The 26,885-nt window shown below is 72.2% G+C and carries 23 protein-coding genes; 15 read left to right on the top strand and 8 right to left on the bottom strand.

The window, feature by feature from the left end:
- Positions 1-43: 43 nt before the first annotated feature.
- Positions 44-1,111, bottom strand: a complete 1,068-nt coding sequence (locus CFK38_RS03240) for an LLM class flavin-dependent oxidoreductase (protein ID WP_096801780.1) — start codon at positions 1,109-1,111, stop codon at positions 44-46.
- Between the two features lie 236 nt (positions 1,112-1,347).
- Here CFK38_RS03240 and CFK38_RS03245 point away from each other — a divergent pair, with 236 nt between their 5' ends.
- The gene (locus CFK38_RS03245) at positions 1,348-2,967 is read left to right on the top strand and encodes a BCCT family transporter (protein ID WP_096801781.1); all 1,620 of its coding nucleotides are present in this window, start codon (positions 1,348-1,350) and stop codon (positions 2,965-2,967) included.
- 74 nt (positions 2,968-3,041) lie between these two features.
- On the opposite strand, the gene CFK38_RS03250 is transcribed toward CFK38_RS03245, so the two are convergent.
- Positions 3,042-3,563: a ferritin gene (locus CFK38_RS03250; protein WP_096801782.1), complete on the bottom strand. Its 522-nt coding sequence runs from the start codon at positions 3,561-3,563 to the stop codon at positions 3,042-3,044.
- A 138-nt stretch (positions 3,564-3,701) separates the two neighbouring features.
- Positions 3,702-4,328: a hypothetical protein gene (locus CFK38_RS03255; RefSeq protein ID WP_096801783.1), complete on the bottom strand. Its 627-nt coding sequence runs from the start codon at positions 4,326-4,328 to the stop codon at positions 3,702-3,704.
- 198 nt (positions 4,329-4,526) lie between these two features.
- Here CFK38_RS03255 and CFK38_RS03260 point away from each other — a divergent pair, with 198 nt between their 5' ends.
- The 5 genes from CFK38_RS03260 (at position 4,527) to CFK38_RS03280 (ending at position 11,357) form a co-directional block, all read left to right on the top strand.
- Entirely contained in the window at positions 4,527-5,267 is a 741-nt protein-coding gene (locus CFK38_RS03260; RefSeq protein WP_096801784.1) for a glycerophosphodiester phosphodiesterase, read from the top strand.
- A gap of 328 nt (positions 5,268-5,595) precedes the next feature.
- On the top strand, positions 5,596-6,660 hold the full coding sequence (locus CFK38_RS03265; protein WP_245851206.1) for a metal-dependent hydrolase family protein: 1,065 nt from the start codon (positions 5,596-5,598) through the stop codon (positions 6,658-6,660).
- 85 nt (positions 6,661-6,745) lie between these two features.
- Positions 6,746-8,137 carry a sodium:solute symporter family protein gene (locus CFK38_RS03270; protein WP_096801786.1) on the top strand — a complete coding sequence of 464 codons (1,392 nt, stop codon included), beginning with the start codon at positions 6,746-6,748 and terminating at the stop codon, positions 8,135-8,137.
- A gap of 375 nt (positions 8,138-8,512) precedes the next feature.
- Positions 8,513-9,856 carry an NADP-specific glutamate dehydrogenase gene (gene gdhA / locus CFK38_RS03275; protein ID WP_096801787.1) on the top strand — a complete coding sequence of 448 codons (1,344 nt, stop codon included), beginning with the start codon at positions 8,513-8,515 and terminating at the stop codon, positions 9,854-9,856.
- Between the two features lie 178 nt (positions 9,857-10,034).
- Positions 10,035-11,357 carry a hypothetical protein gene (locus CFK38_RS03280; RefSeq protein ID WP_096801788.1) on the top strand — a complete coding sequence of 441 codons (1,323 nt, stop codon included), beginning with the start codon at positions 10,035-10,037 and terminating at the stop codon, positions 11,355-11,357.
- An 11-nt stretch (positions 11,358-11,368) separates the two neighbouring features.
- Here the strand turns inward: CFK38_RS03280 and CFK38_RS03285 are convergent, their stop codons facing one another.
- The 3 genes from CFK38_RS03285 to CFK38_RS03295 form a co-directional block, all read right to left on the bottom strand.
- Entirely contained in the window at positions 11,369-12,901 is a 1,533-nt protein-coding gene (locus tag CFK38_RS03285) for a DUF4232 domain-containing protein (protein WP_096801789.1), read from the bottom strand.
- Positions 12,902-13,003: 102 nt separating this feature from the next.
- Complete coding sequence (locus CFK38_RS03290) at positions 13,004-13,792, bottom strand: fructosamine kinase family protein (protein ID WP_096801790.1); 789 nt, start codon at positions 13,790-13,792, stop codon at positions 13,004-13,006.
- Between the two features lie 91 nt (positions 13,793-13,883).
- Entirely contained in the window at positions 13,884-14,966 is a 1,083-nt protein-coding gene (locus CFK38_RS03295) for a phosphotransferase family protein (protein ID WP_096801791.1), read from the bottom strand.
- Between the two features lie 161 nt (positions 14,967-15,127).
- On the opposite strand from CFK38_RS03295, the gene CFK38_RS03300 reads away from it, so the two are divergent.
- Positions 15,128-16,087 (top strand): sulfite exporter TauE/SafE family protein, encoded by a 960-nt coding sequence (locus CFK38_RS03300; RefSeq protein WP_096801792.1) that lies wholly within the window; start codon positions 15,128-15,130, stop codon positions 16,085-16,087.
- 49 nt (positions 16,088-16,136) lie between these two features.
- Here the strand turns inward: CFK38_RS03300 and hutG are convergent, their stop codons facing one another.
- Positions 16,137-17,138 carry a formimidoylglutamase gene (hutG, locus tag CFK38_RS03305; RefSeq protein WP_096801793.1) on the bottom strand — a complete coding sequence of 334 codons (1,002 nt, stop codon included), beginning with the start codon at positions 17,136-17,138 and terminating at the stop codon, positions 16,137-16,139.
- Positions 17,139-17,327: 189 nt separating this feature from the next.
- On the opposite strand from hutG, the gene CFK38_RS03310 reads away from it, so the two are divergent.
- From CFK38_RS03310 to hutU, 4 genes are all read left to right on the top strand, one after another.
- Positions 17,328-18,200 (top strand): formate/nitrite transporter family protein, encoded by an 873-nt coding sequence (locus CFK38_RS03310; protein ID WP_096801794.1) that lies wholly within the window; start codon positions 17,328-17,330, stop codon positions 18,198-18,200.
- Positions 18,201-18,228: 28 nt separating this feature from the next.
- Positions 18,229-19,023, top strand: a complete 795-nt coding sequence (locus CFK38_RS03315; RefSeq protein WP_157773333.1) for an IclR family transcriptional regulator — start codon at positions 18,229-18,231, stop codon at positions 19,021-19,023.
- 156 nt (positions 19,024-19,179) lie between these two features.
- A complete protein-coding gene (locus CFK38_RS03320) occupies positions 19,180-20,142 on the top strand; it encodes an aldo/keto reductase (protein ID WP_096801796.1) in 963 nt (320 codons plus the stop codon).
- A 155-nt stretch (positions 20,143-20,297) separates the two neighbouring features.
- A complete protein-coding gene (hutU, locus tag CFK38_RS03325; protein ID WP_096801797.1) occupies positions 20,298-21,980 on the top strand; it encodes a urocanate hydratase in 1,683 nt (560 codons plus the stop codon).
- 18 nt (positions 21,981-21,998) lie between these two features.
- On the opposite strand, the gene CFK38_RS03330 is transcribed toward hutU, so the two are convergent.
- Entirely contained in the window at positions 21,999-22,505 is a 507-nt protein-coding gene (locus tag CFK38_RS03330) for a hypothetical protein (protein ID WP_096801798.1), read from the bottom strand.
- 163 nt (positions 22,506-22,668) lie between these two features.
- Between CFK38_RS03330 and CFK38_RS03335 the strand changes: the two genes are divergently transcribed.
- The 4 genes from CFK38_RS03335 to CFK38_RS03350 all read left to right on the top strand — a co-directional run bounded on the left by CFK38_RS03335 (position 22,669) and on the right by CFK38_RS03350 (position 26,850).
- Positions 22,669-22,974, top strand: a complete 306-nt coding sequence (locus CFK38_RS03335; protein WP_096801799.1) for a hypothetical protein — start codon at positions 22,669-22,671, stop codon at positions 22,972-22,974.
- Positions 22,971-24,020 carry a C2 family cysteine protease gene (locus CFK38_RS03340; RefSeq protein ID WP_096801800.1) on the top strand — a complete coding sequence of 350 codons (1,050 nt, stop codon included), beginning with the start codon at positions 22,971-22,973 and terminating at the stop codon, positions 24,018-24,020. Before CFK38_RS03335 ends, CFK38_RS03340 begins: the two co-directional genes overlap by 4 nt.
- 96 nt (positions 24,021-24,116) lie before the next feature.
- Positions 24,117-25,409 carry an imidazolonepropionase gene (hutI, locus tag CFK38_RS03345; protein WP_096801801.1) on the top strand — a complete coding sequence of 431 codons (1,293 nt, stop codon included), beginning with the start codon at positions 24,117-24,119 and terminating at the stop codon, positions 25,407-25,409.
- 67 nt (positions 25,410-25,476) lie between these two features.
- Positions 25,477-26,850, top strand: a complete 1,374-nt coding sequence (locus CFK38_RS03350; RefSeq protein WP_096801802.1) for a YjiH family protein — start codon at positions 25,477-25,479, stop codon at positions 26,848-26,850.
- The last annotated feature ends 35 nt before the right edge of the window (positions 26,851-26,885 follow it).

Consider the following 26,885-nt stretch of genomic DNA (forward strand, 5'->3'; position numbering starts at 1 on the left):
GGAAGGAGGGTCGGGGTGGCCCGTGGCGTGGCCTGCGGTGCGCTCAGGCCACCGGGTCGCCCTGTACGGGGCCTTCGGTGTTGGGCTTCCAGCCCAGTGCCGGGGCGACGTGCTCCGCGAAGGTCTCCAGGATGTGCAGGTTCAGCTCGACCCCGGCCTGCGAGGGGATGGTGAGCATGAGGGTGTCGGCGGCCTGGACCGCGGCGTCGGCCTGCAGCTGCTCGATGAGCTGGTCGGGCTCGCCGGTGTAGGTGCGACCGAAGGTGGAGCGGTGCCCATCGATGATGCCGATCTGGTCCGCGCCGTCACCGGGGCGCAGGCCGAACAGCATCCGGTCCTGCTCGGTGACGATCGGGAACACGCTGCGGGAGACCGACACCCGCGGGGCGTGGGTGTGCCCGGCCTCGCGCCAGGCGCTGCGATAGCGCTCGATCTGCTCGGCCTGGAGGTCGCCGAAGGAGGCACCGGTCGCCTCGGTGAGCAGGGTCGAGCTCATGAGGTTCAGGCCCTGACGACCGGTCTGCTCGGCCGTCTCTCGAGAGCCCGCGCCCCACCAGATCCGGCGGATCAGCTCGGGGGAGTGGGGCTCGATGCGCAGATCGGAGCCCGGCGCGGCGTGGGACATGTCGGGCTGCTTTGCCGCGCGGGCCATGCCCTCTCCCTGGATGGCTCGCAGGAAGACCTCGAACTTCTCTCGGGCGATGTCCGCACCGCGGGGGTCGGTCGAGCCGGTATAGCCGAAGGCCTCCCAGCCGCGGTCCGCGGGTTCGGGGCTGCCGCGGGAGACGCCGAGCGCCACCCGACCGTCGGCGATGAGGTCCAGCGCTGCGGCCTCCTCGGCGAAGTACAGCGGGTTCTCGTAGCGCATGTCGATCACGCCGGTGCCCACCTCGATCCGCTGCGTGCGCGCGGCGACCGCCGAGAGCAGCGGCATCGGGGAGGCGGACTGCTGGGCGAAGTGGTGGACCCGGAAGCAGGCGCCGTTCACGCCCAGCTCGTCGGCGCCGACGGAGATGTCGATCGCGTCGTGAAGCATCTGCCGGGCACTGAGCCCGCCCTGGGCGGGGCTGCCGCCGTAGTGGCCGAAGCTGAGGAATCCGAAGGCACGCATGGCCACACCGTACTTGGTGGTTGAGAATTGAACCAGAGTGGGGGTGCGCCCGGAGGAGACCTGCGCCCCACTCTCCCTCCGGAGGCAGGAGTCGGGCCCGTCGGCCGCGTACTGTGGAGCGCTCCGCGAGCGGGCCCTGTCCCCGCCGCCTCGTGCCTCCCCTGTCGTGACGCCGCCCCTGCGCCGTCCCCCGAGGGTGACGCCGCCCCCTCCGCCCCCGATGAACGGACCGCGCCATGACGCAGGACTCCGCCGCCCCGCCGCGCCCCCAGGGCACCACCGACCCTCCCGGGTCGCGCCGCGCTCGCCGGGAGGCCGACCGCTTCCCCGAGGACCCTCACCTGCCGGGCCGTTCCCTGAACAGCGTCTTCCTGACCTCCGTGGCGGCGATCCTCGCCCTCCTCGCCGTCGCCGGGCTCTTCCCCGCCCCGCTGAGCTCCGCCGCCGGCGCGGCGATGCGCTGGATCACCGCCACCAGCGGCTGGTCCCTGCTGGTGATCCCGCTGGGTCTCCTCGGACTGCTGCTCGTGCTGGCCCTCACCCGGGTCGGGGAGATCCGCCTGGGGCCCGACGGTTCGCGGCCGGAGTACTCCACCCTCGCCTGGATCGCGATGCTGCTGGGAGCGGTGATGGGCATCGGGATGATCACCTACGGAGTCGCCGAACCGGTCTCCCACCTGGTCGATCCGCCGCACGGCCTCGCCGCGCCCGGCAGCCAGGAGGCGGTCGTCGACGCGCTGCGCTTCACCTTCCTGGACTGGGGCCTGCACGCCTGGGCCGTGTTCGCGACCTTCGGCCTCGCCATCGGGTACTCCACCCACCGCCTGGGCAACAAGGGCCTGGTCTCGCCGATCCTGCGCCCGCTGATCGGCCGTCACGCCGACGGCGCGCTCGGCAAGGCGATCGATGTCCTGGTGATCCTCTCCACGCTCTTCGGCACCACCACCTCCCTCGGGCTGGGGGCCGCGCAGATCAGCCAGGGCCTGAGCCTGCTCACCGGGAGGGAGCTGTCGACCACCGGGGTGCAGATACTGGTCATCGCACTGGTCACCGTTCTGTTCACCGCATCGGCGATGAGCGGGATCGGCCGGGGCATCCGCACCCTGAGCCAGACCACGATGGTGATCGCCGCGGCCCTGCTGCTCTTCGTGCTGGTCACCGGCCCCACCAGCTGGTTGATCAGCCTCTTCCTGCGCTCGCTGGGCGGGTATGTCGGCGATTTCGTCGAGATCAGTCTCCTGCTGCCCGCCGGCGGCGAGGAGCTGGCCTGGATGCAGGGATGGACCTACTTCATGATGGCCTGGTGGATCTCCTGGGGCGCCTTCGTCGGGATCTTCCTCGCCCGCATCTCCAGAGGTCGCACGGTTCGGCAGTTCGTCCTGGTCGTCCTGGGCGTGCCGAGCCTCATCTTCTCCGCCTGGTTCACCGTGTTCGGCGGCGCGGCGATGTGGATGGACCTCGAGCGGGACGCCGGGATCGGCGCGGCCGCCGCGGAGAACGTCAACACCGCCTTCTTCGGCCTGCTCGACCAGCTGCCGCTGACCGGCGTCACCTCCGTGGTCGCGATCGCCCTGGTGGTGCTCTACTTCATCACCGGCGCGGACTCGAACACCTACGTGCTCTCGGTCATCTCCTCGGACGGCCGCATGGACCCCGCCCGTTCGGTGATGTGCATGTGGGGTCTGCTCACCGGGGCCACGGCCGCCGTGCTGCTCTACGCCGGCGGCCTCGAGGCGCTGCAGGCCGCCGTGATGCTCACCGCCGCCCCGTTCATCCTGGTCATCCTCGCGCTGGCCGTCTCGCTGGTGATGCTGCTGCGCCGCGATGCGCTGCTGCGCCGACGCCCCCGCTCATGAGGACAGCGCCCTGAGCGGTCATGCTCAGGGCGCTGTCGTCGTCGCTCTCCGGGGTCGGCCGACCCCGGAGGGGATCACTCGCCGTCGGCCTCGGTGGTGCCGGCCGGGCGGGTGCCCAGCTGGGCATCCAGACGCAGCAGACCCGAGCCGTCCTCGCCCACCAGCTTCACGCGACCGATGATCTCGGAGACGGTGGCCTCCTCCTCGAGCTGCTCGTCCACGAACCAGTTCAGCAGCGGGCGGGAGTCGTAGTCGCCCTCCTTGTCGGCGCTACGGTACAGCTCGCGGATCGACTCGGAGACCTTCTCCTCATGCGCGAGCGCCGCCTCGAAGATCTCCAGCACCGAGAGGCCGGGCTTCACGCCGGGAGCCTCGATGGCGCCGATCGCGGCATGGTTGCCGCGGTCCGAGACGTGCTGGATGAACTTGTTGGCGTGGACGATCTCCTCGTCCGCCTGGTGCCGGAGCCACTCGGCGATCCCGGGGAGATCCTTCTCGTCGGCCTCGATGGCCAGCTGGCGGTAGGTGATCGACGCGGCGAACTCGAGCGTGATCTGCTCCTGGAACTTCTTCTCTAGGTCATTGCTCATCTTCATGGTCTTGACGGTAGTCCTCTCGAGCGCCCTTGTCACGTATGGAAAGGCTCGCCTGACCAGCGATGATGGGGTTCGGGCAGGCTTACCTGACCGGTGCGGGGAGCGGCTGTGGCAGGGGCTCATCGAAGGGCGGCGTCCTCACCCGGCGTTCTCGACCTCGATCTCGAGCCCGGCATCCGCCGGGCCGACGGTGACGGCCCAGGGGTGCTCGACCCCTTCATCGGCGTAGGCGGTGCACTCGGCTGCATAGTCTTCGGCGCCGGTGTCGACGCCGTCGGCGCATTCGACGTCCAGGCTCATCTCCTCGGGCCCGCGGGACTCGGCCTCCGCCTCGAGCAGGTCGGCGAGCTCCTCGGCGCTGAGCACCTTCGTGTCGTGGCCGAGTCCCCAGGTGCCCTCGAAGAGGTTCTCGTCCCCTGCCCTGCCCTCGGCGGTGTCGTCGCCGGCGTCGGCGGGGGCGCTGCTCTCGGCGGGCTCCTCCGGCGCGGACGTCTCCGCGCCGTCGTCGGTCACGGCGCTCTGCTCGGCCTGTTCCGTGCCGGTGCCGGGTTCCTGGTCGGGCTCCTCGGTGTCGGCGGCACCGCACCCGGCGAGGAGCGTCGTGGCGAGGGCGGCGACCGCCAGGGCGGGGAGCAGCCGTCGGCCCTTGCGGGCGCGCGCCCCGTGGTGATGGGGTGCGAGGTCACCGTCCCCCGGTGCTCGCGGCCCGGCTCCTGGCCCGCTGCTCGGCGTGAGCGAGCTGCTGTCCCTGCGGTTCGAGGTCATCGAGATCCCCTTCCCGGACGCTGGGCCCGGCCCCCGCCGCCCCTGGGGGCGACGCCGCCTCCGATGGAGGAGGCCAGACGCCCAGTGTGGTGTGGATCACCTCTGCGGTCCAGGGGGCCCCCGACGCCCGCCGCTCCGATCCCCGGTCCGGTTGACTGGGTCCCGTCGGCGTCATCCACCCCAGCCCCGAGGAGAGCCATGACCCAGCAGCACTGCCCGTCCGCTCCGCAGCGCCCCGCCATCGTCGGCCACCGCGGCGCCTCCGCCCATGCACCGGAGAACACGCTCGGCGCCTTCCGCCGGGCCCTCGAGGACGGGGCGCAGCTGCTGGAGTGCGATGTGCACCTGAGCGCCGACGGCGAGGTGGTGGTGATGCATGACGAGACCATCGATCGCACCGCCGCGGAGGACTCCCCGCTGCGCACCGGGGCGATCGGCGACCTCACCCGGGCCGAGCTCGACACCGTGCTGCTGGCGGACGGCGAGCGTGTCCCCTCCCTCGCCGAGCTGTTCGAGATGACCACGGCCCCGGTGTTCATCGAGGTCAAGGTCGCCGCCGCCGCGAGGGCCGTCGCCGAGCTGCTGCGGGGACTGCCTGCCGGCACCCCGGCCGCCGACTCCACGGTCATCTCCTTCCACGCCGATGCGCTCGCCGAGATCCGCCGTGCCACCGACACCCCGGTCTCCTACCTGGTCGAGCAGGTCGACGAGCAGGCGATCGCCACCGCCGGCGAGCTCGGGGCGGCGGGGATGGGTCCCTCGATCAACGGGCTCAGCCTGCGTGCCGCCGCAGCCGTGCACGAGGCCGGGATGACGGTGAATCCCTGGACGGTCAACACCGCCGCACAGCTCGAGGTGGCCCTCGCCTGCGGCGTGGACACGCTCACCACCGACGACCCGGCCTGGCTGCAGCGCGAGCTGGACGTGCGTCGGGGGTGAGGGGCGAGGACCGTCCTCTGGGCGTGCCCGCACCCTTCCGCCATCGCGTCCCAGAGAGTCTCAGCCCGTGGAATCGAGCGATCAGAGGCGGGCGGGCCTCTAGGATGCTCTGATCCCCTCTCCCAGGAGTGATCCCCTGACCGCCGACATCGTCCTCACCAACGCCCGCTATCTGGACGTCGACATCGGTGCCTGGCACACAGTCGACCTCGAGGTTCGCGACGGCCGATTCACGCGACGCCGTGGCCTCGCCGATTCCTCACGGGCTGGGTCCGACGGCGATGCCGCAGCTCCCGCGACCCCGACCTTCGACCTCGAGGGGCGGTATGTGCTCCCCGGCCTGATCGACTGCCACGTGCACGTCTATGCGATGACAGCGAACCTCGGCGAGCTCGAGACCACGGCGCCGTCCTACGCCACGATGCACGCCGCGCGGCTGATGGGCGACATGCTCGATCGCGGCTTCACCACCGTGCGCGACACCGGCGGTGGCGACCACGGCCTGGCCATGGCTCAGGCCGAAGGCCTGCTGCGCGGCCCCCGACTCTTCTTCGGTGGCAAGTCGCTCTCACAGACCGGCGGCCACGGCGACACCCGGGTCCCCGGTCAGCAGCGCTCCCATGCCTCGAACTGCTGCGCGGGCCTCGGAGTCATCGCCGACGGGCCGGACGCCGTGCGCCGCGCCGCCCGCGACCAGCTCCGCACCGGGGCGCACCACCTGAAGATCATGGCCGGCGGCGGCGTCGCCTCCCCGACCGATCGCGTCGACTCGATCCAGTACTCGCTCGCCGAGATGCGCGCCGCGGTCGAGGAGGCGCAGGACGCGAACCGCTACGTCGCCGCTCATGCCTATACCCCCGCTGCCATCCGCCGTGCCCTCGACGCGGGGGTTCGTTCGATCGAGCACGCGAACCTGCTCGATCACGCCGCTGCCGAGGCCATCGGCGAGGCCGGGGCCTTCGTGACCATGAACCTGGTGACCTACTGGGCGCTCAAGGAGTTCGGCGTCGAGATGGGCCTGCCCGCAGCGAGCCGGGCCAAAGTGGACGACGTGCTCAGCGCTGGCGAGAACGCTTTGCGCATCGCTGACGAGATGGGTCTGGACCTCTGCTTCGGCACCGACCTGCTCGGCGGCATGCAGGTGCACCAGTCCGAGGAGTTCGCGATCCGCGCCCGGCATCAGGACCCACTGTCCGTGATCCGCTCCGCCACCACCACCGCCGCCCGGCTCCTCGAGCGCGAGGGCGAGCTCGGCGTGATCCGGGAGGGCGCCCACGCGGACCTGATCGTCCTGGATCGTGACCCGCTCGAGGATCTCACCGTGCTCTCCGAGCCCGATCCCGTGCTCGTGCTCCAGGGCGGCGCAGTCGTCTACGAGAGAGCGCCCCGCTGAGCGACCGTCGACCGACGGGCGTCAGTCATGAACCGTCCACGCCACGCGACCCCCTGCCCCTCCTGAGCGACCCGAGAGGTTCCTCGTGAACGTCACCCATATCGCCGTCCTCGTCGGCTACATCGTGCTGATGCTGGCCGTCGGCGCCTGGTTCGGCCGCGCAAAGGCGACGTCCTCCGGTGAGGATTTCGTGCTGGCCGGACGCTCGCTGCCGGCACCAGTGCTGGGCGGCACCATGCTCGCGACCTTCGTGGGCTCCGGCTCCATCATCGGCGCCGCGAACTTCGCCTACACCTACGGCCTCCTGCCCGGATTCCTGTTCTTCTCCGGGACGATCACCGGCACGATCCTGCTGGTGGTCTTCGCCCGTCGGGTGCGCGGGCTGGCCGGTCATACCGTGCCGGAGATCTTCGACGCCCGCTACGGCAAGGCGGTGCGCGTGGTGGCGACGGTGATGATCCTCTTCGCCTTCATCGGCATCGCGGCCTATCAGTTCACCGGCGCGGGCTACATCCTCAGCCTGATCACCCCGCTCGAGGAGCGGACGGGGTCGATCATCGCCGCCGTGCTGATCACCTTCCTCGCGCTGTCGGGCGGGCTGAAGTCGGTGGCCTGGACCGACTTCATCTCGGCGCTCGGCATCGTCCTCGCGCTGTGGGTCAGCCTGTTCATCGTGGTCGGCACCGACGTGGGCGGCCTGGCCCCGTTGACCGGCGTCAACGCGGAGGCCGGGACCCTGGGCGGCCTCACGGCCCTCCAGATGATCGGCTTCATCCTGCCGGTGCTGGTGCTGCTGCTGGGAGACCAGAACATGTACCAGCGACTGGCCGCGGCCCGCAGCGATCGCGCCGCACTCGGCGGAGCGATGATCTTCTGCCTCGGTTCCATCATCATGATCATCCCGATCGTCCTGCTCGCTGTCGCGAGCGCCGTGCTGCAGCCCGGGATCGAGGCCGACATGGCGATCCTCTCGCTGGCGGGCTCCTCCTTCACCCCGGCCGTGATCGGTGGCGCTCTGCTCGCGGGCGCCTTCGCCCTCATCATCACCACCGGGTCCTCCTACCTCCTCACCTCCTCCTCGAACGTGGTTCACGACCTGGTGGGGCAGCTGCGTCGGGAGAAGCCCTCGGACCGGCAGAACCTCTGGATCGGCCGTGTCGCCGTGCTCGGCGTCGCGATCCTGGGCTTCGTGATGGTCAGCTTCTTCCCCAGTGTCCTCGCGCTGCAGATGTACGCGTACACGATGTACGGCGTGACGATTACCCCCGTGCTCATCGCGGGGATCTTCTGGAAGCGCGCGAACGGGGCCGGGGCACTTGCGGCTATGGTCGTCGGCGCCGTCCTCACCCTCTTCTGGGAGGTCACGGGACGCGCAGAGGCGCTCAACTCGGTGGTCATCGCCCTGCCGGCTTCGGTGCTCGCCCTGGTTCTGGTCTCGCTGCTGACCCCGTCGCGGACGACGAGTGTGACGGCTTAGGAGGCCGACGAGGTCGCGACATCCGAGGCCCCTCGCCTGGTCGGCATGATCGCGACGACTTTCGATCCACGCGTTAGGTCTCTGAACAGCCCCGCCGCCTGCTCTCGTGGTGGCGAAGTTCCGGTTGGTATGCATGAGCGGCGATGGCGTCGTGTCGGATCACGGGACGGTCACGAGGCGGCGTCCCTGTGACCTGCGCGACAGGCCCATCGAGGACATCGCCGCAGGTGCATGGCCGGACACCGCCCTGCATGCTCACGCATCGAACGTCCCGTGCTCCCGCGGGAGCTCCCGCGTACTCTGGTCGGCGCCATGACCTCCGTCTCCGCGGAGACCCCCGTGACTCGGGGCCCCGGGCCCCCTGAAAGGACCGCGATGCTCGACTCGACGCTCCAGGCGACCTACGACCAGGTTCTCCGCCGCAACCCCGGAGAACCCGAGTTCCAACAGGCTGTCCGGGAGGTGTTCGAGTCGCTGGAGGCCATCCAGGATCGTCATCCCGAGTACCAGGACCACAGCATCCTGATGCGTCTGTGCGAGCCGGAGCGGCAGATCATCTTCCGGGTCCCGTGGGTCGACGACCAGGGCTCCGTGCAGATCAACCGCGGCTACCGCGTCGAGTACAACTCCGCGCTCGGCCCCTACAAGGGCGGCCTGCGGTTCCATCCCTCGGTGAACGTCGGCATCGTGAAGTTCCTCGGATTCGAGCAGATCTTCAAGAACTCCCTCACCGGCCTGCCCATCGGCGGCGGCAAGGGCGGCTCCGACTTCGATCCGCACGGTCGCAGCGACGGCGAGGTCATGCGCTTCTGCCAGTCCTTCATGACCGAGCTGCACCGCCACATGGGCGAGTACACCGATGTCCCCGCCGGCGACATCGGTGTGGGCGCCCGCGAGATCGGGTATCTCTTCGGTCAGTACAAGCGCCTGACCAACCGCTACGAGGCCGGCGTGCTCACCGGCAAGGGCCTGGACTGGGGCGGCTCCCTGGTGCGCAAGGAGGCCACCGGCTACGGCGCGGCCATCTTCGCCGACGAGATGCTCAAGGCCCGCGGCTCCTCCGTCGACGGCCGTCGCGTGGCCGTCTCCGGTTCCGGCAATGTCGCGCTCTATGCGATCGAGAAGGTCGCACAGCTCGGCGGCATCCCGGTCACGGCCTCGGACTCCTCCGGCTACGTCGTGGACGAGAACGGGATCGATCTCGCCCTGCTGCAGCAGATCAAGGAGGTCGAGCGCGGCCGCATCCACGAGTACGCCGAGCGCCGCGGCGGCGGAGCCCGCTTCGTCAACGGTGGCAGCGTCTGGGACGTCCCGGTGGACATCGCCCTGCCCGGCGCCACCCAGAACGAGCTCGACATCGAGGCGGCGCGCACCCTGGTCAAGAACGGGGTGCTGGCCGTGTCCGAGGGCGCGAACATGCCCTGCACCCCGGAGGCCGTGTCCGTCTTCCGCGCCGCCGATGTCGCCTTCGGCCCCGGCAAGGCCGCGAACGCCGGCGGTGTCGCCACCAGCGCGCTCGAGATGCAGCAGAACGCCAGCCGGGATGCCTGGAGCTTCGAGCACACCGAGCAGCGCCTCACCGAGATCATGCGGGGCATCCACGCCCGCTGCCTGGAGACCGCCGACGAGGTCGGGCGGCCCGGTGACTACGTGGTCGGCGCCAACGTGGCGGGCTTCCGCAAGGTGGCCGACGCGATGATCGCCTTCGGCGTGATCTGAGCCGACGGCTTCGCGCCGGCGACGACCGGTGCGTGCACGAGGGCCCTTCCGGGGCGCTGTTCCGCCCGCCGGGCGAGGATGGTCCGGAGGGGCCCTCGTCGTGCGCACCCACCCCTTGGCGAGAAGAGTTCTCAACAACTGGTAGTCTCTCCGCATGCATCTAATGAGAACGATTGTCATGAAGCGGCGCGCCGCCGTGCTCCTCGGTGCGGGTCTGCTCGCGCTCTCGGGCTGCGGCGGTTCGACGGGCGGCGCCGCCGGCGACTCCTCGGACGGCGGCGAGGCCGCCCCGACCTCCGATCGCACCGAGGTCGGCGCGCTGACGCCGCGGATCGTGCTCGCCCACGAGGGCGGGGTGACCACCCTCGATTCCGCCGACGGGGCGACCCTCGGCAGCGCCGAGCTCGAGGGGTACGTGCGCCTGAATCCCGCGGGCGACGGCCGGCACATCGCCGTCAGTGCGGCCGACGCGATCACCATGTACGACACCGGGCTGCTCGCCCAGGGCCACGGCGACCATTTCCACTACTACGTGCAGGCCCCCGTCCTCACCGACCTCTCCGTCCCCGCCCCGCACCCCGGGCACGTGGTCCCCCACGGCGGCCGCACCGCGCTGTTCGCCGACGGCACCGGCGCGATCACGGTCATCGACCCCGCGACCCTCGGCGAGGGCGAGCTCGAGGTGCTCGAGGAGACGGCCACGGATGCCCCGCACCACGGGGTGGCGGTGCCGCTCACCGAGGGCGGGCTGCTGCTGACCCAGGGCACCGAGGAGGCCCGCAGCACCGTCCAGGTGCGCGACGCCGAGGGGAACGTCACCGCCGAGACCACCGACTGCCCGGGCGTGCACGGCGAGGCCGCCGCCCGGCCCACCGAGACCGGGGACGTGATCAGCCTGGGCTGCGAGAACGGTCCCGTGATCTACCGCGACGGCGAGTTCCACAAGGTCCAGGTCGAGGGCGACTACCAGCGCTCCGGAAACCAGCAGGGGCATGAGGACTCACCGATCGTGCTCGCGGACCACAAGGTCCAGGCCGATCCCGCCGACGGGAAGGAGCGGCCCACCGAGATCGCGCTGATCGACACCCGCGATGACTCGATGCAGATCGTCGACCTGGGCTCGGAGTACTGGTTCCGCTCCCTGGACCGCGGCCCGGACGGCGAGGCCCTGGTGCTGACCACGGACGGCGAGCTGAACATCCTGGACCCCGAGACCGGCGGGATGCTCCACGAGGTCCCGGTGACGGGGGAGTGGACCGAACCCGAGCAGTGGCAGAGCCCCGCCCCGATGATGGCCGTCGCCGACGGCACCGCCTTCGTCGTCGACCCGCAGGCGAAGGCCCTCTCCATGGTCGACATCGCCAGTGGCGAGATCTACCGCGAGCTCGAGCTGCCCGTCGTCCCGCACGAGATCCAGGTGACCACCGGGACGGCGTCCGGTGAGTACGAGATCACGCCCGGCGACCACGACGACGACGACCACGAGGGCCACGACCACTGAACCGGCACCCCTCAGCCCGCTGACCCCGGGTCCGTCTCCCACGGACCCACCTCGATCACGGCCCCGCCCTCCACCCCGGCCTTCAGGTCGAAGGGGGCGGGGCCGGGATCATGCCCGGACGGTGTCGGGGCGAACGCGACGGGTGATGCCCCCTCGGACGCGCCGATCCGCACCGTCAGCTGCTGAGGGGTCCGCTGATCGGCGGCGGTGCGGTAGCCCGGCCAATACAGGCGCGAGCGGGCGGTGTCCCCCGGGGCCAGTCCGATCCCGTCGGCCGCCCGCACCGCGGGGGCGAGGTGGGCGAGCGGCTCGGGTCGCAGCGCGATCTCCTCGCCGCCCTGGTCCAGCGTCAGGCGCGGCGCGCCCTGCAGGGCGCAGGGGACGGTGCCGATATTGGTCGCCCGCAGCGTGACCGCCGAGTCGCCGCTCACGCTGTCCCAGCCGGCGGCGACGAGCCGCAGCGACTCCGGCGAGCAGCTCGGCAGTCCTGCGGCCTCGAGGACGGGGGCAGCCGGGGCGGTGTCCTCCTCGGACGGTGGCACGGCGCCGCCCGTCCGGCCGGAACCGGCCTCCGGCGCCGGAGCCGCCGATGTGCGCTCCGGGGCCGTGGCGTCGGCCCCCGTGCCGACGCCCTCGGCGGTGTCGGTGTACAGCCAGGCATCGGCGGGCGGAGCCGGGACCGGACGAGCGATCACCACAGCGAGCACCGTGATGACCATGACGGCGGCGATGGTCATGGGGCGGCTCGCCCGCCGAGGCGCGGGTCCGTTCTCGACGGCGTCGTCGCCGGTGACGCGTGCCGGGACCGCGGGTGGAACCGCTGCGGGAACGGCGTGGCCCGGCTCTCCGATGCGGGGGAGGAGCCGGCCCATCAGCGCGGTCCCACCCAGGAGCACCCCGGCGATCGCCGGCACCCCCAGCAGCGGCGAGCCGATCAGCAGCACCGTGCCCAGCAGCACCACCGGATTCGTCAGCATCAGGGCACCCACGGCCACCGGAGCCATGGTCCCCACCGCCGCGACCCAGCAGGCCCCGCGGTCGCTCTCCGCACCGGGCCGCAGCCACCGCCACGCCGCGAACACCGCGAGCAGCAGCGCTGCCAGGGCCACTGCCAGAGCGGACGGGCGGGAGAGTGCGAGAGCCGCCCAGCCCGCGACCCACAGCAGCGCGGCGGCCAGGAGCATCAGGGCGACCAGGCGCAGGAGCGCCGGGGACGCTGCCTGAGCCCGGCGGGCGAGGGGTGCTCCCGGACCGGGAGTGCTCCGTCGCGGCACGGGTGACCGCGGCACTGCCAGGGAGCCGAGCACGGCACCGAGCAGCACCACGATTCCCGCGAGGACCGTGACCCCCAGATAGCGGCGTCGCGCCTCAGCCCATAGGTCGATGCAGGTCGTGTCGTTGCAGTCGAAGGACCACTCCGGGGGAGCCCCGAGCCGGCTCGCCCAGACCCCTACCACCAGCAGCACGGCGAATCCCGCGAGGACCAGCGCGGCCGCGACGACACCGGGGGCCGGGAGGTGTCGCAGCGGGGCAGGGCGGGCCATGCAGGCAACCTAGACGATCGCCCACGCATTTCCCGGCGCCACAGCAGGACCCGCCCCTTCCGCGCACGAACTCTCCACGGATGATCCGACGTGCGGCGGCGCTCAGAACCCCAGCTGGTCGGCGCGATCGATGATCGACTCGGCGGTGGCGATGGTCTGGTCCACGTACGCCTCGCCGAAGATCCGCACGTGCGCGAGCAGACCGAAGAACAGGTGGGCGGGGAGATCCTGCTGCCAGTCCCCGGGCAGGGGGTGCTCGGCCTCGTAGCCCTCGAAGATCTCGTCCAGGAACGGTGCCCCGAACAGGGAGAGCATCGCGAGGTCCTCGAGCCGGTGCCCGCCGTGGGCGGCCGGGTCGATGAGGGTCGCGCCGTCCGCGGTCCACAGCAGGTTGCCGGACCACAGATCGCCGTGGACGCGGGCCGGCTGCTCCTCGCCCTGCCCGCTGACGCCGTCGAAGGCGCCGTCGGCGATGATATCGATCGCCTCGTCCACGGTGTCGTGGCCGTCGGCGCCGAGGGTGCGGGTGACGTTGTCGGCGAGCGGCCGCAGCCGATCGTCGGCCCAGTACCCGGCGAAGTCCGCGTTCGGCGTGTTCGGGACGGCGAAGGGGCTCTCCAGCGGTCCGAACCAGGCGCCGTCGGCCGGGGTCCAGCCGAAGGAGGGCGCCCCGGCGTCGTGCAGCCGGGCCAGGCCGCGGCCCAGCTCGCGGGCGGCCTCCGCGGTCGGCGGCACCGTCTCCAGACGTGCCAGGCGCAGCGTCTTCTTCTCCTCCTCGAGCACCTCGACCATGGGTACGACCTGCGGCTCTGCGAGCCATCGGAGTCCAGCGGCCTCGGCCGCGAGGTACCCGGTGGGGGCGCTGTCGGCATTCTTCACGAAGTCGTTCATGGGCCCACCGTACGCAGAGTCTGCGCGAGCGGTGCCACTTGCCGTGTCGTGCGGCACGGTCGGGTGCCCGGACGGGGTGCGGTCGCGGGTCTCAGGAGCCGACGCCGAGGGCCGCGGCCAGGGTGTCCCGCAGCACCGGCAGCACCCGCCGGTGCGAGGCGCCGGTGGCGGCGCGGGCGGCGACGTGCACCAGCATCGCGGTGCGCTCATACGCGGTCCACGCCCGCATCCGCTCCCGCAGCGAGGCGACATCGGCCACCGAGTCCGGCACCTCGCCGTGCACGCCGCGGGCCCGCACGTAGACGTCGACGAATCCCGCCACCTGCTCCTCGGTCATCGGCACGTACCAGGGGCCGCCGTGGACGGTGCCGCCGAGGGAGGAGAGATCCCGGGCGGGGTCGTCCCCCTGAGCCCACTCGAAGTCGATGAACCGCACCCGTGGCCGATCGGTCCCGGCGTCCCGCCCGTCCCACATGATGTTGGTCGCGCACAGATCCCCGTGGGCGAGCACGAAGCCGTCCAGCCGCCGGATCTGCCCCTCCACCGATGCCACCGTCTCGAGGGCGGCCTCCAGCAACGGCGACAGGCCATGCTCCCGGATCGCAGTCCCGTGCTGCGCCTGCCAGGACGCGACCTCGCCCTCGACCTCCGGCAGCAGCCGCTGCGGCCCGGCCGCCCACGGCTCCGGGCCCGGGCTCACCGCACCACGACCCGGGGCGGGGACCGCATGCAGCCGCGCCAGGTGCTCGGCGTGGGAGCGCAGATGCGCCTCGGTCCAGGCGCCCGGCGCGACCGCGGTGCCGGGGACCTCGGTGGTCACCACGTAGGGGTGTCCCAGCGCGCTGGTCCCCGCCTCGGCATGGACCGCGATCGGTGCCGGGCCCACCCCCGGCGGGAGCATGGTCAGCGCCGCGATCTCCCGGTCGAGGTCCTGGTGCAGCTCGTCCGGGGCGATGTGCGGGATCCGCACGATCAGGGGCGCGCGCTCGTCGGGGATCACCCGCCAGGCGGCGAAGCGCTCGCCGACACCCGCGAGCTCGACCCGCACCGGACCGGAGAGCATCGCGGGCGGGACCATGGCGCCGGTGCGCCAGGCCTCGACCAGCTGGTCTCCCATCTCGGGCGAGACGGGATCCAGCAGCGCCGGGGGCCGATCGGGCCGGTTCGGGGCCATCGTCGCTCCTGTCCGTGGGGGCTCCGATCCTATCGAGCGGCCGCTGCCGCCGCGGCGACCGCCGGCTCGGTACGATCGTCCGGCGTCCCCACCGGTTCCCCGGCCGCGGGGCACGTCCCCGGGCCGCCGCGCCCGGCCGCCCCGCTGATGAAGGACACCTCATGGATCTCGTACTGCTCGCCATCGTCGTGGGCATCGGCGTGGGGATCGTGGTGGGCGCCCTCGGCGCGGGCGGCGGCATCCTCGCCGTGCCCGTGCTGGTGTTCCTGCTCGGCATGCCCGTCCACTCTGCGACCGCATCCAGCCTGGTCATCGTGCTGATCACGGCCTTGGCGAGCCTGCCGCACCATGCCCGCCGGAAGAATGTCGACTGGCGCAACGGCCTCGTGTTCGCGGGAGTGTCCGTGGTGGGGGCGGTGGTCGGCTCCCGTCTCTCCGCCCTGGTGCCCTCGCAGCTGCTGCTGACCCTGTTCGGGGTGATGCTGGTGGCGGTGGCGGTCGCGATGCTGCGTCGCGCCCTGCGCACGCGCGCCGAGGAGCGGGCCGAGGCCGAGCAGGCGCTCGCCGAGGACTCCGCCGCGCACGACCCCGCCGCGCACGACCCCGCCGGCCAGGAGGACGCCGAGCCCGTCGCCACTCACGACGATCCGGTGCTCGACCAGCCCGGGCCCGACATGGTCGACGGGGCCGACGGGATCCGCCATCACCACGGCGAGCCCGAGGTTCCGCTCTCGCCCGCGGCTCCCGCCGCACCGCGCCTGCCGCTGGTGATCGGCGCCGCGACCCTCACCGGGTTCCTCACCGGCTTCTTCGGCGTGGGCGGCGGCTTCATCGTGGTGCCGATGCTGGTGATCGCGCTGGGCCTGGCGATGCGCCGCGCCTCGGGCACCAGCCTGCTGGTCATGGTGGTTGCCACCGCCGCCAGCCTGCTGGCCCGGGTGGGCACCGAGGTGCAGGTGGACTGGGTGACTACGCTGATCTTCGCGGCCGGCTCCGCCGTCGGCGGCATGCTCGGCGGCCCGCTCTCGGCGAAGGCACGACCCTCCACGCTCACGCTGGCGTTCTCCGCCCTGCTCGGGGGAGTGGCCGCGGTGACGCTGGTCCAGACGCTGCTGGGCTGAGGACGATGCCGCGGTGAGGGGCTCTGCCGGTGACCGGGCGCATCGTGGCTCAGCGTGCGGGACCGGCCACCCGGCGCACGGCGTCGTCGATGAGGCGGGCGGCGGCGCGGGCGGTGCGGCCGTCGAGGTCGAGGGAGGGGTTCAGCTCCACCACGTCCAGCAGGGCCAGCTTCCCGCTGTCGGCGGCGGCGCGCACGGCGGCGGCGATCAGCGGCAGCGGCACCCCGTAGGCGGCCGGCGCCGAGACCCCCGGGGCGGTTGCGGCGGGCAGCACGTCGAGGTCGATGGTCAGGTAGAGGACGTCCAGCTCCGCGGCGAACTCCTCGACGAAGCGCGTGATCCCGGCGGCGCCCGCGGCGAGGCACTGCTCGTCGGTCCACCACCGCACCCCGAGCTGCTCGGCCTTCGCCAGCAGCGCCCCCGTGTTCGAGGACTCCGCGATCCCGAGCACGGCGTAGCGCAGCTCGCGGCCCACCTCCTGCTCCGCCGCGGCCATCTGGGCGAAGGGGGTGCCGGAGGTGGGGCGCGGCTCCTCGCGCAGGTCGAAGTGGGCGTCGAGGTTCAGCACCCCCCAGCGCTGCCCCGCCCGGGGCCCGAGCCCGGAGCCCATCAGCCCGAGGTAGGAGGACCAGGCCGTCTCGTGGCCGCCGCCGAGCACCACCGTCAGGCGGGAGCCGGCCCGATCCAGGGCGGCGGAGGTCAGCGCCGCGGCCGCGGCCTGCCCGCCCTCGAGGTCCTCGCCGACGGTCTCGGCGTCCCCGAGATCGTGGAGCCCCACCTCGCCGCGGGCGAGCGGGCCGTGCAGGGCCAGCGGCGAGAGGGCACGCCGCAGCGCTGCGGGCCCTTCGGCCGCCCCGACCCGGCCGCGATTGCGACGCACCCCCTCCTCGGAACGGAAGCCGAGCAGGCTCACGTGCTCGGAGGCAGGATCCGCCGCGGCGTCCCGCGGACCGGTGACCACCTGCACCGCCTGGTGCCAGCGTGCGTGCTCCGGGCCCTCGCCGTCGTGCCGTCCGTGCCAGGCGGTGCTGCTGTCGGGAGAGTTCGGCATCGGGACTCCTCGTCGGGGCGCGAAGGGGGTAGGTTCGCCCATCATGGCACCCGGCCCGGGTGGCCGGGCCCGCCGCGAGAGCGCGCCGGTCCGGTCCGCCGGACACCCGGAGGTGCGCCGGTCCGACGGTGCCGCGGTGGCGGGCTCATCGCCCGACCGGGCCCAGCCGACCCGACAGAGGGAGACCCGATGACCCAGCGAGAGCGGCACGTCCGGGCGCAGGAGAGGCGTCGGCTCGGCGCCAGCGAAGAACCGGTCGAGGATGCCCTGGCCGGGGAGTTCGAGAACACCGTCAGCGAGGGTGCGGCCCGCCTGCACCGCACCTGGAGGGCCCTGATCATCACCGGGCTGTTCGGCGGGATCGACGTGGGCCTGGGGCTGCTGGCGATGCTCGCGGTGCTGGATGCGACGGGGTCGAAGCTGCTCGGCGGTCTCGCCTTCGGCATCGGCCTGTACGCGCTGCGGCTCGCACACTCGGAGCTGTTCACGGAGGACTTCCTGGTGCCGATCAACGCGATCGTCGCCGGGCACGGCACCTGGTGGCAGCTGCTGCGGCTGTGGGTGACGACGCTGGTCACCAACCTCGCCGGAGGCTGGGCGTTCACCTGGTTCGTGGTCGCCGCCTTCCCCCGCTTCGACGACGAGCTGATCGAGACCACCACGGGCTACATGGAGAAGGGCCTGACCCTCGAGACGGCATCCCTCGCGGTGCTCGCCGGGTTCACGATCACCCTGGTCACCCGCATGAACCAGGGGTCGAAGGAGGGGATCGCCACGCTCGCGAACTCTCTCATCTCCGGTCTGCTGGTGGTGGGCCTGGGGATGCTCCACGGGGCGCTCAGCTCGGCGGTGATCTTCGGGGCGATGCACGCCGGCGCCGGGACCACCTACCTCGAGTGGCTGATCTGGTTCGCGTGGGTGATCCCGTTGAACATGGCCGGCGGTCTGGTGATGCTCACCCTCCCGCGCCTGATCCGCACCTGGGAGCTGGTCACCGAGGAGCGCGCCGTCCAACGCGAAGGGCGCGCGCAGGCACCGGCGGCGGACAGCGCCGACCGCTGAGCGCGCGAGGATGGCATCCTTGTCCGACATGACGACCCCGAAGGTCCCGGCGGCCGACGCGACACTGCGGCTGCTCACCTTTCTCGCCTCCCGCCGTTCCCCGGTCCCCGCCGCGCGGATCGCCGAGCAGCTCGGTCTGCCCCGCTCACGCACCTACGATCTGCTCGCCACGCTCGTGGAGCACGGTTACGTGATGCACCTGGAGCCGGAGCGGCTGTACGGGCTGGGACCCGCCGCGCAGGAGCTCTCCGGCGCCTACCTGCGCCAGGAGCCGCTGGCCCGGATCGGTCGGCGCGTGATCGAGGCCATGGTCGACGAGGTCGGGGAGTCGGGCCACCTCGCGGTGCTGCACGGCCGGGACGTGCTCTACGTGATCGAGGAACGGGCCCGGAACCGGCCCAGCCTCGTCACGGACGTCGGCGTGCGGATCTCCGCCCATCTCACCGCGAGCGGTCGTGCGATCCTCGCCGAGCTCCCGCCCGCCCAGCTGCGCGCCCTGTTCGGCACCCGGGAGGACTTCACCGCGCGCACGGCCGTGCCGGGACCGGAGAGCCCCAAGGGCCTGCGCGAGCTGCTGACCCGGGTGCGGGCCGAGGGGGTCGCCCAGGAGACCGGGGAGGTCACCGAGGAGCTGGCCTCGGTGGCGGCGGTGGTGCACGACCACGCCGGATGGCCCGTGGCCGCGGTGGCGCTCACCTTCGAGGAGTCGCGGACCTCGCCGGCGGAGCGGGACCGCTGCACGGCCGCGGTGCGCGTCGCGGCCGAGGAGATCGCCCGCAGGCTCGGCGGGCGCCGTCCGGAGAACCCGGCGACGGGCCGGTGACCGCTCCGGCACGCCGAGAGCCGTGCCCGGTCCGGCCGCTCGGCGGGACCCGCGGTCCGCAGCGGTGCGGAGGAGGGAATTTGCGAGGGGCGTTCTTCGTTGACCAGGATGGGCGCTCGCACGGGCTGGCGTCCACCACGACGAGGAAAGGGCTGTATGTCTGCGCCGTCGACCACCACCGTCCGCCTCGGAGACTCCGAGCTGAGCATCCATCCGCTGGTCCTGGGGACCAACACGTTCATCGACCCGGCCGCGCCGCAGGAGTTCCACACCGTCCTGGACGGTTTCCTCGAGCGCGGCGGCAGCCTCCTCGACACCGCGGACCAGTACTCCTTCTGGGTGCCGGGCAATTCCGGCGGTGAGTCGGAGTCGGTGATCGGCCAGTGGCTCGCCGCGCGGCGGAATCGCGACGACGTCGTCATCGCGACCAAGGTCTCCGGGAGGCCGGACCTGCAGGGCCTCGCACCGGAGACGATCGCCCGCGGCGTCGAGGGATCGCTGCGCCGCCTGCAGACCGATCACATCGACCTGTACTACGCGCACTTCCAGGATGACCGGACGCCGATCGTGGAGAGCGCGGCCGCCTTCGACCGGCTCGTGACCGAGGGCAAGGTGCGCGCCGTCGCGCTGTCCAACTTCTCCCCGCAGGCCATCGACGAGTGGTTCCGGGTCGCGGCGGAGAACGGCTTCGCCGCGCCCGTCGCCCTCCAGCCGCAGTACTCCCTCGTCGCTCGCCAGTACGAGAAGGAGCTCGCCGCCACCGCAGAGCGACACGGCATGTCCGTCTTCGCCTACCAGGTGCTCGCCGGCGGGTTCCTCAGCGGCAAGTACCGCACCGAGGCCGATACCGAGGGTCGCGCCCGCGGCGGGGCCGCCAAGAGCTACCTCACTCCGGCCGGCCTGGGGGTCTTGGATGTGCTGGACGACGTCGCGGCCGCACACGGCACCGACCCCGCCTCGGTGGCGCTGGCCTGGGCGTCCGCGCACGCCAAGATCACCGCGCCGATCACGGCCGCGACGTCCCTTGCGCAGCTGGATCAGCTCTTCGCCGCGGCCGCCCTGCAGCTGACCGACGAGCAGGTGGCTCGGCTCGACGAGGCGTCCGCGACCTTCGTCTGACCCGCCGTCGCCCGCGTCGGCACCTCCGCGCCCTCGCCGACGCGGGCGCCGTGAGTCCGGGATGCCGGACACAAGCGGCCTCGAGGCCCTCGACCCGCCCTGGCGGCGGTGGTGTGCTGGGACCATCCCGCCGCCCCCGACCCCAGGAGCCAGAGATGTCCCTCCCCGGAGCCCGCCCCGTCCGTGCCGCCCGCGGCACCACCCTCAGCGCGAAGTCCTGGCAGACCGAGGCCCCGCTGCGCATGCTGATGAACAACCTCGACCCCGAGGTCGCCGAGCGCCCGGACGATCTCGTCGTCTACGGCGGGACCGGGCGCGCCGCCCGCTCCTGGGAGGCCTTCGACGCCATCGTCGAGACCCTGCGGGACCTCGAGGACGACGAGACCCTGCTGGTCCAGTCCGGCAAGCCGGTCGGCGTGCTGCGCACCCACGAGTGGGCGCCCCGCGTGCTGCTGGCCAACTCCAACCTCGTCGGCGACTGGGCGACCTGGCCCGAGTTCCGCAGGCTCGAGGCCGAGGGCCTGATGATGTACGGCCAGATGACCGCCGGGTCCTGGATCTACATCGCCACCCAGGGCATCCTCCAGGGCACCTTTGAGACCTTCGCGGCCGTCGCCGCCAAGCGCTTCGGCGGCACGCTGGCCGGCACCATCACCCTGACCGGCGGCTGCGGCGGCATGGGCGGCGCCCAGCCGCTGGCCGTCACCCTCAACGGCGGTGTCTGCCTGATCGTGGAGGTGGATCGCGCCCGCCTCGAGCGCCGGGTCGCCAAGCGCTACTGCCACGAGATCGCCGACGACCTCGAGGATGCGATCGCCCGCGCGAACGCCGCCAAGGCCGAGGAGAAGGGCCTCTCGATCGGCATCGTCGGCAACGCGGCGGACGTCTTCCCCGCTCTGCTCGAGCGTCACCGGGCCGGCGATCTGCACATCGACGTGGTCACCGACCAGACCAGCGCCCACGACCCGCTGAGCTACCTGCCCACCGAGATCACCGTCGAGCAGTGGCAGCGCGAGGCGGCGGCCGACGCCGAGGGCTTCACCAAGAAGTCTCGTGAGGCGATGGCCCGCCAGGTCCAGGCCATGGTCGAGTTCCAGGACGCCGGCGCCGAGGTGTTCGACTACGGCAACTCGATCCGTGACGAGGCCCGCCACGCCGGCTACGACCGCGCCTTCGAGTTCCCCGGCTTCGTGCCCGCCTACATCCGCCCCCTGTTCTGCGAGGGCCTCGGCCCGTTCCGCTGGGTGGCGCTGTCCGGTGATCCCGAGGACATCGCGGTCACCGATGCGGCGCTGAAGGAGCTGTTCCCCGAGAACGAGCACCTGCACCGCTGGCTCGACGCCGCGGACGAGTTCGTCGAGTTCGAGGGCCTGCCGGCCCGCATCTGCTGGCTCGGCTACGGCGAGCGCCATCAGGCCGGGATGCTCTTCAACGACCTCGTGCGCGACGGGAAGGTCAAGGCCCCGATCGTCATCGGCCGTGACCACCTCGACTCCGGCTCCGTCGCCTCCCCGTACCGGGAGACCGAATCCATGCTGGACGGCTCCGACGCGATCGCCGACTGGCCGCTGCTGAACGCCCTGACCTCCACCTCCTCGGGTGCCAGCTGGGTCTCGATCCACCACGGCGGCGGCGTCGGCATCGGCCGCTCGATCCACGCCGGCCAGGTGGGCCTGGCCGACGGCACCGAGCTCGCCCGGCAGAAGCTCGAGCGCCTGCTGACCAACGATCCCGCCATGGGCGTGATCCGCCACGTCGATGCCGGCTACTCCCGGGCCGACGAGGTCGCTCACGAGCGCGGGGTGCGGGTGCCGATGACCCCGGTGCGGCGGGACTGATCCCCCGGGGCCGCCGGCTCACTCCACGACGACGGTGATCTCCACCGGGGCGACGGGAGCATCGAGGGTCCCCTGGCTCTGGTCGCAGTCCTCGGCGATCTCGGTGCGGGTGCAGTACAGCACCCGCACCGTGGTGGTCCCGGGCTGCCGGCCGGTCAGCTCCACGGCGTAGGGCATCGACGCCCCGGGGGCGTCCTGCCCCTCGTCGGTGCCGAACACCTCCTCGTCCATGACGACGCTCGCCTCGGCGACGGTGGCGTCGGTCTGCGAGATGACGCCCCAGTCGTCCCCGATGCCCTGGCTGCCCTCACCGAGGGAGACCTGGGCGGTCTCGCCGACGGCGAGCTGCACCTCCGTGGTCCCCTGCACGAGCAGTGCGGGGTCGTCGCCGGAGCCGCCACCGAGCACTCCGCAGCCCGCGAGCAGCGCGGCACCGACGAGAAGGGTCAGCGCTCGCGCCGCGCGTCCTCGGGCCGGATCGGTGGTGGCGGTCGCCGTGGCGCCGTGGGAGGTCCTGAGGGTCATCGCGGCTCCTGAGTTCGTCCGGACGGTGTTCGATGGCCTCAGTGTTCCAGAGGGCGGAGCGTGCGGCGCGTCGCTCCGATGGGGAGCACTGCCCATCGACGGGACGGCTCTGCCGCGACAGACTCGTCCCACGACAGCTGGACGATGAGGTGAGGGGCGGACCATGGCGACCGAGGAGCAGGTGGCGATAGCGCTGGGGGCGGTGACGCCCTGGCGGGCTCTGCAGCTCGCGATCAAGGGGTTCTCGGGGGAGACGGGGGAGTCCTACGCCAAGGTGATCGTCCGCAGCGGCGACGACTCGCAGCTGGTGCGGATCGAGCTCGGCGAGACCGCCGAGGTGGGGGACGGCGTGAGCCTCCGCCTGGACGAGGTGCCGCCGCCGTCGCGGCCGGAGGACGGGCCCGCTCCGACGGGCCGGGGACGGGTGCTGGTCACCGTCCGCACTGCCGACGAGGACGGCGGGCGATGATCGAGCTCGGCGCCGACACCGATATGGTCCGTGCCCACGCGCAGGCGATGCGCACCGGGACGAGAACGCTGCGCGAGAGGATCTCCGCACTCGGCTCCACGGTCCGCTCCGTCACCTGGACCGGGCCCGACGCCGAGGACTTCCGCACCACGGCGGAGTCGCGCCTTGCCGAGGCGGGGACGGTGCTGGAGAGCATCGATCGCCGCAGCGAGGAGCTCCTCGAGCACGCGGACGAGCAGGACCTGGTCTCCTCGGTCGACGGGCTCGGCGGGGGCGACGGCGCCGCGGGTCCCGACGGCGACGAGGCAGGGACGGTGAAGGACCCGGGCGATGTCGAGGGCACGGATCCGGCGGACGAGGACATCCCCGAGGACGACGAGGCGCTGGACCCCGACGACTCCGCCCAGGGCAGCATCGGCGACTGCTATCTGCTGTCCTCCCTGCAGTCCCTCGCCCAGCGCGATCCGGACTTCCTGCGCGAGCACGTGGAGGAGGTCGAGCCGGGCGTCTACGAGGTCACGATGTTCGACGAGGACGGCGACCCGATCGTCTACCAGGTCGAGTCCGTCCAGGAGGGCGGGGTGCGCGGCGCCGACGGCGACCAGTCCGTCTACAGCCTCTACGAGCGCGCCTATGCGATGCACCTGGACGCCCGGGGCGTCGACATCGACGGCGGGTTCCCCGAGGACGCGATGGAGACCCTCACCGGTCAGGGCGCCGATGCCTACGATTCCCTCGACATCGATGAGCTCGCCGAGCAGCTCGACCGCGGCCATCTCGTCAACGCCGACACCGGGGGGATCGACGATCCCAGCCATGACCAGATCGTCGGCAACCACGCCTACACGGTGTCCTCCGTGGACACCGAGGCGGGCACCGTCACGGTGACCAACCCCTGGGCCGCGGGGGACCCGAACGCCCCGAAGAACGTGACGATGAGCTATGAGGAGTACCAGGAGACCTTCGGCCGCACCACCGTCGGCCGCACCGAGGAGAAGGGCGTGTTCGAGGGCATCGGGATCGGCGACCGGATCGGGTGGCTCTGAGGGGCCGCATCGACCCCCGCACCACCGTCCGGCATCCCGGACACACGACCGTCAGGGCCTCTGGGCGAGGGTGATCGCAGCCCGTAGCCTCGGGGCATGACGAGCACCCTGATCTCCGGCATCAGCGAGCTGTGGACCCTGGATCCCGCGCTGGATGATCGCGCACGCCCCGGCGACACCACCGACGAGCAGGTGCGGCACGACGCCGCCCTGGTCATCGAGGACGGGCGGATCGCCTGGACCGGTCCTGCGAGGGAGGCCCCGTCGGCCGACGCCGCCGTGGACCTCGGCGGCCGGGCCGTGCTGCCCGGCTGGGTCGACTCCCACTCCCACCTCGTCTTCGACGGCGACCGTACCGCCGAGTTCGAGGCGCGGATGGCCGGGCAGTCCTACAGCGCCGGCGGCATCGGCGTCACCACCGAGGCCACCCGCTCCGCCTCCGAGGAGCACCTGCGCGAGCTGGTCCGCGGCCGGATCACGGAGGCGGTCGCCGGCGGCACCACCTGCCTGGAGACCAAGACCGGGTACGGGCTCACCGTCGCGGACGAGCTCCGCGCCGCCGCGCTCGCCTCCGCACTGGTGCAGGAGGAGGAGCTCGACGAGGCGACCTTCCTGGGCGCCCATCTGGTGCCGCGTGAGTTCGACGGCCGGGACGGCCGGCCGGATGCGGACGACTACGTCGACCTGGTGACCGGGGAGATGCTCACCGCCGTCGCCCCGCACGTGCGCTGGATCGACGTCTTCTGCGAGCAGGGTGCTTTCGATCCGGAGCAGTCCGCGCGGGTGCTGCGCGCCGGTGCCGACGCCGGCCTCGGCCTGCGCGTGCACGGCAATCAGCTGGGCCGCTCGGGCGGCGTCGCGCTGGCCGCCGAGCTCGGGGCCGCGAGCGTGGACCACGTGAACCATCTCGCCGCCGCCGACATCGAGGCGCTCGCCGCGACCGCGGCCCGCGCCACCGCGCCGGGTGACCGGCCCGGACTCCTGGCCGTGGACGCCGGTCCGACGGTCGCCACCGTGCTGCCGGCCTGCGACCTCTCCACCCGCGCCCCGCTGGCGCCGGCCCGGGACCTGCTGGACGCCGGCGCCGCCGTCGCGATCGCCTCGAACTGCAACCCCGGCACCAGCTTCACCAGCGCGATGAGCTTCTGCGTCACCACCGCCGTGCTGCAGATGCATCTCTCGCTGGCCGAGGCGATCCGCGCCGCCACCCGCGGCGGGGCGCTCGCCCTGCGCCGCACCGACGTCGGCCACCTCGGGATCGGCGCCCGCGCCGACCTGCATGTGCTCGACGCCCCCGCCGCGATCCACCTCGCCTACCGGCCCGGCATGCCGCTCACCCACCGGGTGTGGCGTCACGGTCTCGAACGGTCCCCGGCCGCGGGGGCCTGACGCCCTCCTGCCGCCACCACCTCGTCCCGTCCCCCACCCCCGCAGTCCTGACCAGAGGAGACCGTCGATGACGACGTCCGATGCTGCCCATGACCCCGGTTTCGACGGCGCCGCCGCCCGCCGCAACACCACCGGCATCGAGATACGCCCGATGCCCGGGAATCGCTGGCGGTTCTTCGTCTACAGCGCGATCGGCCTGGCGATGTTCTTCGGCACCGTCGAGATCGGTGGGGAGTCCACCATCCTGGTGGACCATGCGCTGACCTTCGTGATGTGGATGCTGGGACCGGCCGTGCCCTGGGTGGTGGTCTGCCTGGTGCTGCTGGGGACCGTGCGCCCCTTCGTCACCGGCAGCTGGAGGCAGTCCGCGCTGCGCACCGTCTTCGCTCTGCTGAACATCGTGGGCCTGGTGGTCGCGGTCTGCGCGGCGGCCGGCTTCTATCCGGGCCCGCTCGGCAATCCGGACATCGGCCCCTTCCTGTGGGAGAAGCTGGGGATCCCGGTGGGGATGCTGGTCCCCGTCGGCGCCGTGTTCCTGGCGCTGCTGATCAACTACGGGCTGATGGAGTTCATCGGTGTGCTGGTCCAGCCGATCATGCGCCCGGTGTGGAAGGTGCCCGGCCGTGCCGCGGTCGATGCCGTCGCCTCCTTCGTGGGCTCCTACTCGCTGGCGCTGCTGATCACCGACCGCGTCTACCGCGAGGGCCGCTACACCGGCAAGGAGGCCGCGATCATCGCGACCGGTTTCTCCACCGTCTCGGCGACCTTCATGGTGATCGTGGCCAGCACCCTCGACCTGATGCATCACTGGACGCTGTACTTCTTCCTCACCCTTGCGGTCACCTTCGCGGTCACCGCGATCACGGTGCGGATCCCGCCGCTGAGCCGGGTGCCGGACGTGCCCTACGAGGGCGTCGAGCATTCGCCGGAGCCGGCCTCCCGCGGCCACCGTCTCCGGCAGGCCTGGGACGAGGCGATGCGTGCGCTGGCCAATGCCCCCGGCATCGGGCGCGGCAGCTGGGCCACCTTCAAGGACGGTGTGCTGATGGCCTCGGCGATCGTCCCCTCGATCCTCTCCGTCGGCCTGATCGGCCTGCTGCTGGCCACCTATACGCCGGTCTTCGACGTGATCGGCTGGCTGTTCGTTCCGGTCGCGTACCTCGTACAGCTGCCGGACCCGGCCCTGGCCGGCAAGGCGGTCTCGGTGGGCATCGCGGAGATGTTCCTGCCTGCCACCGTGGTCGCCGGCCACGAGTCCGAGGTGCTGCGCTTCACCGTCGGCGTCACCGCCGTCTCCCAGATAGTGTTCTTCTCCGCGCTGGTGCCCTCGATCCTGGCCACCCGCATCCCGGTCTCCGTCGTGCACATGGTGGTGCTGTGGTTCATCCGGGTGGTCCTGACCATCCTGATCGCCGCCCCGCTGGCGCACCTGCTGCTGTAACCGGCCACCGGCACTGCCCCCTCTGACCCCGAAAC

This window comes from Brachybacterium vulturis (assembly GCF_002407185.1).
GTDB lineage: Bacteria > Actinomycetota > Actinomycetes > Actinomycetales > Dermabacteraceae > Brachybacterium > Brachybacterium vulturis.

Coding starts and splice junctions, on each gene's coding strand:
- CFK38_RS03240 (WP_096801780.1), bottom strand. CDS start 1,111: ATGCGTGCCTTCGGATTCCTCAGCTTCGGCCACTACGGCGGCAGCCCC.
- CFK38_RS03245 (WP_096801781.1), top strand. CDS start 1,348: ATGACGCAGGACTCCGCCGCCCCGCCGCGCCCCCAGGGCACCACCGAC.
- CFK38_RS03250 (WP_096801782.1), bottom strand. CDS start 3,563: ATGAAGATGAGCAATGACCTAGAGAAGAAGTTCCAGGAGCAGATCACG.
- CFK38_RS03255 (WP_096801783.1), bottom strand. CDS start 4,328: ATGACCTCGAACCGCAGGGACAGCAGCTCGCTCACGCCGAGCAGCGGG.
- CFK38_RS03260 (WP_096801784.1), top strand. CDS start 4,527: ATGACCCAGCAGCACTGCCCGTCCGCTCCGCAGCGCCCCGCCATCGTC.
- gdhA (WP_096801787.1), top strand. CDS start 8,513: ATGCTCGACTCGACGCTCCAGGCGACCTACGACCAGGTTCTCCGCCGC.
- CFK38_RS03280 (WP_096801788.1), top strand. CDS start 10,035: ATGAAGCGGCGCGCCGCCGTGCTCCTCGGTGCGGGTCTGCTCGCGCTC.
- CFK38_RS03285 (WP_096801789.1), bottom strand. CDS start 12,901: ATGGCCCGCCCTGCCCCGCTGCGACACCTCCCGGCCCCCGGTGTCGTC.
- CFK38_RS03290 (WP_096801790.1), bottom strand. CDS start 13,792: ATGAACGACTTCGTGAAGAATGCCGACAGCGCCCCCACCGGGTACCTC.
- CFK38_RS03295 (WP_096801791.1), bottom strand. CDS start 14,966: ATGGCCCCGAACCGGCCCGATCGGCCCCCGGCGCTGCTGGATCCCGTC.
- CFK38_RS03300 (WP_096801792.1), top strand. CDS start 15,128: ATGGATCTCGTACTGCTCGCCATCGTCGTGGGCATCGGCGTGGGGATC.
- hutG (WP_096801793.1), bottom strand. CDS start 17,138: ATGCCGAACTCTCCCGACAGCAGCACCGCCTGGCACGGACGGCACGAC.
- CFK38_RS03310 (WP_096801794.1), top strand. CDS start 17,328: ATGACCCAGCGAGAGCGGCACGTCCGGGCGCAGGAGAGGCGTCGGCTC.
- CFK38_RS03315 (WP_157773333.1), top strand. CDS start 18,229: ATGACGACCCCGAAGGTCCCGGCGGCCGACGCGACACTGCGGCTGCTC.
- CFK38_RS03320 (WP_096801796.1), top strand. CDS start 19,180: ATGTCTGCGCCGTCGACCACCACCGTCCGCCTCGGAGACTCCGAGCTG.
- hutU (WP_096801797.1), top strand. CDS start 20,298: ATGTCCCTCCCCGGAGCCCGCCCCGTCCGTGCCGCCCGCGGCACCACC.
- CFK38_RS03330 (WP_096801798.1), bottom strand. CDS start 22,505: ATGACCCTCAGGACCTCCCACGGCGCCACGGCGACCGCCACCACCGAT.
- CFK38_RS03335 (WP_096801799.1), top strand. CDS start 22,669: ATGGCGACCGAGGAGCAGGTGGCGATAGCGCTGGGGGCGGTGACGCCC.
- CFK38_RS03340 (WP_096801800.1), top strand. CDS start 22,971: ATGATCGAGCTCGGCGCCGACACCGATATGGTCCGTGCCCACGCGCAG.
- hutI (WP_096801801.1), top strand. CDS start 24,117: ATGACGAGCACCCTGATCTCCGGCATCAGCGAGCTGTGGACCCTGGAT.
- CFK38_RS03350 (WP_096801802.1), top strand. CDS start 25,477: ATGACGACGTCCGATGCTGCCCATGACCCCGGTTTCGACGGCGCCGCC.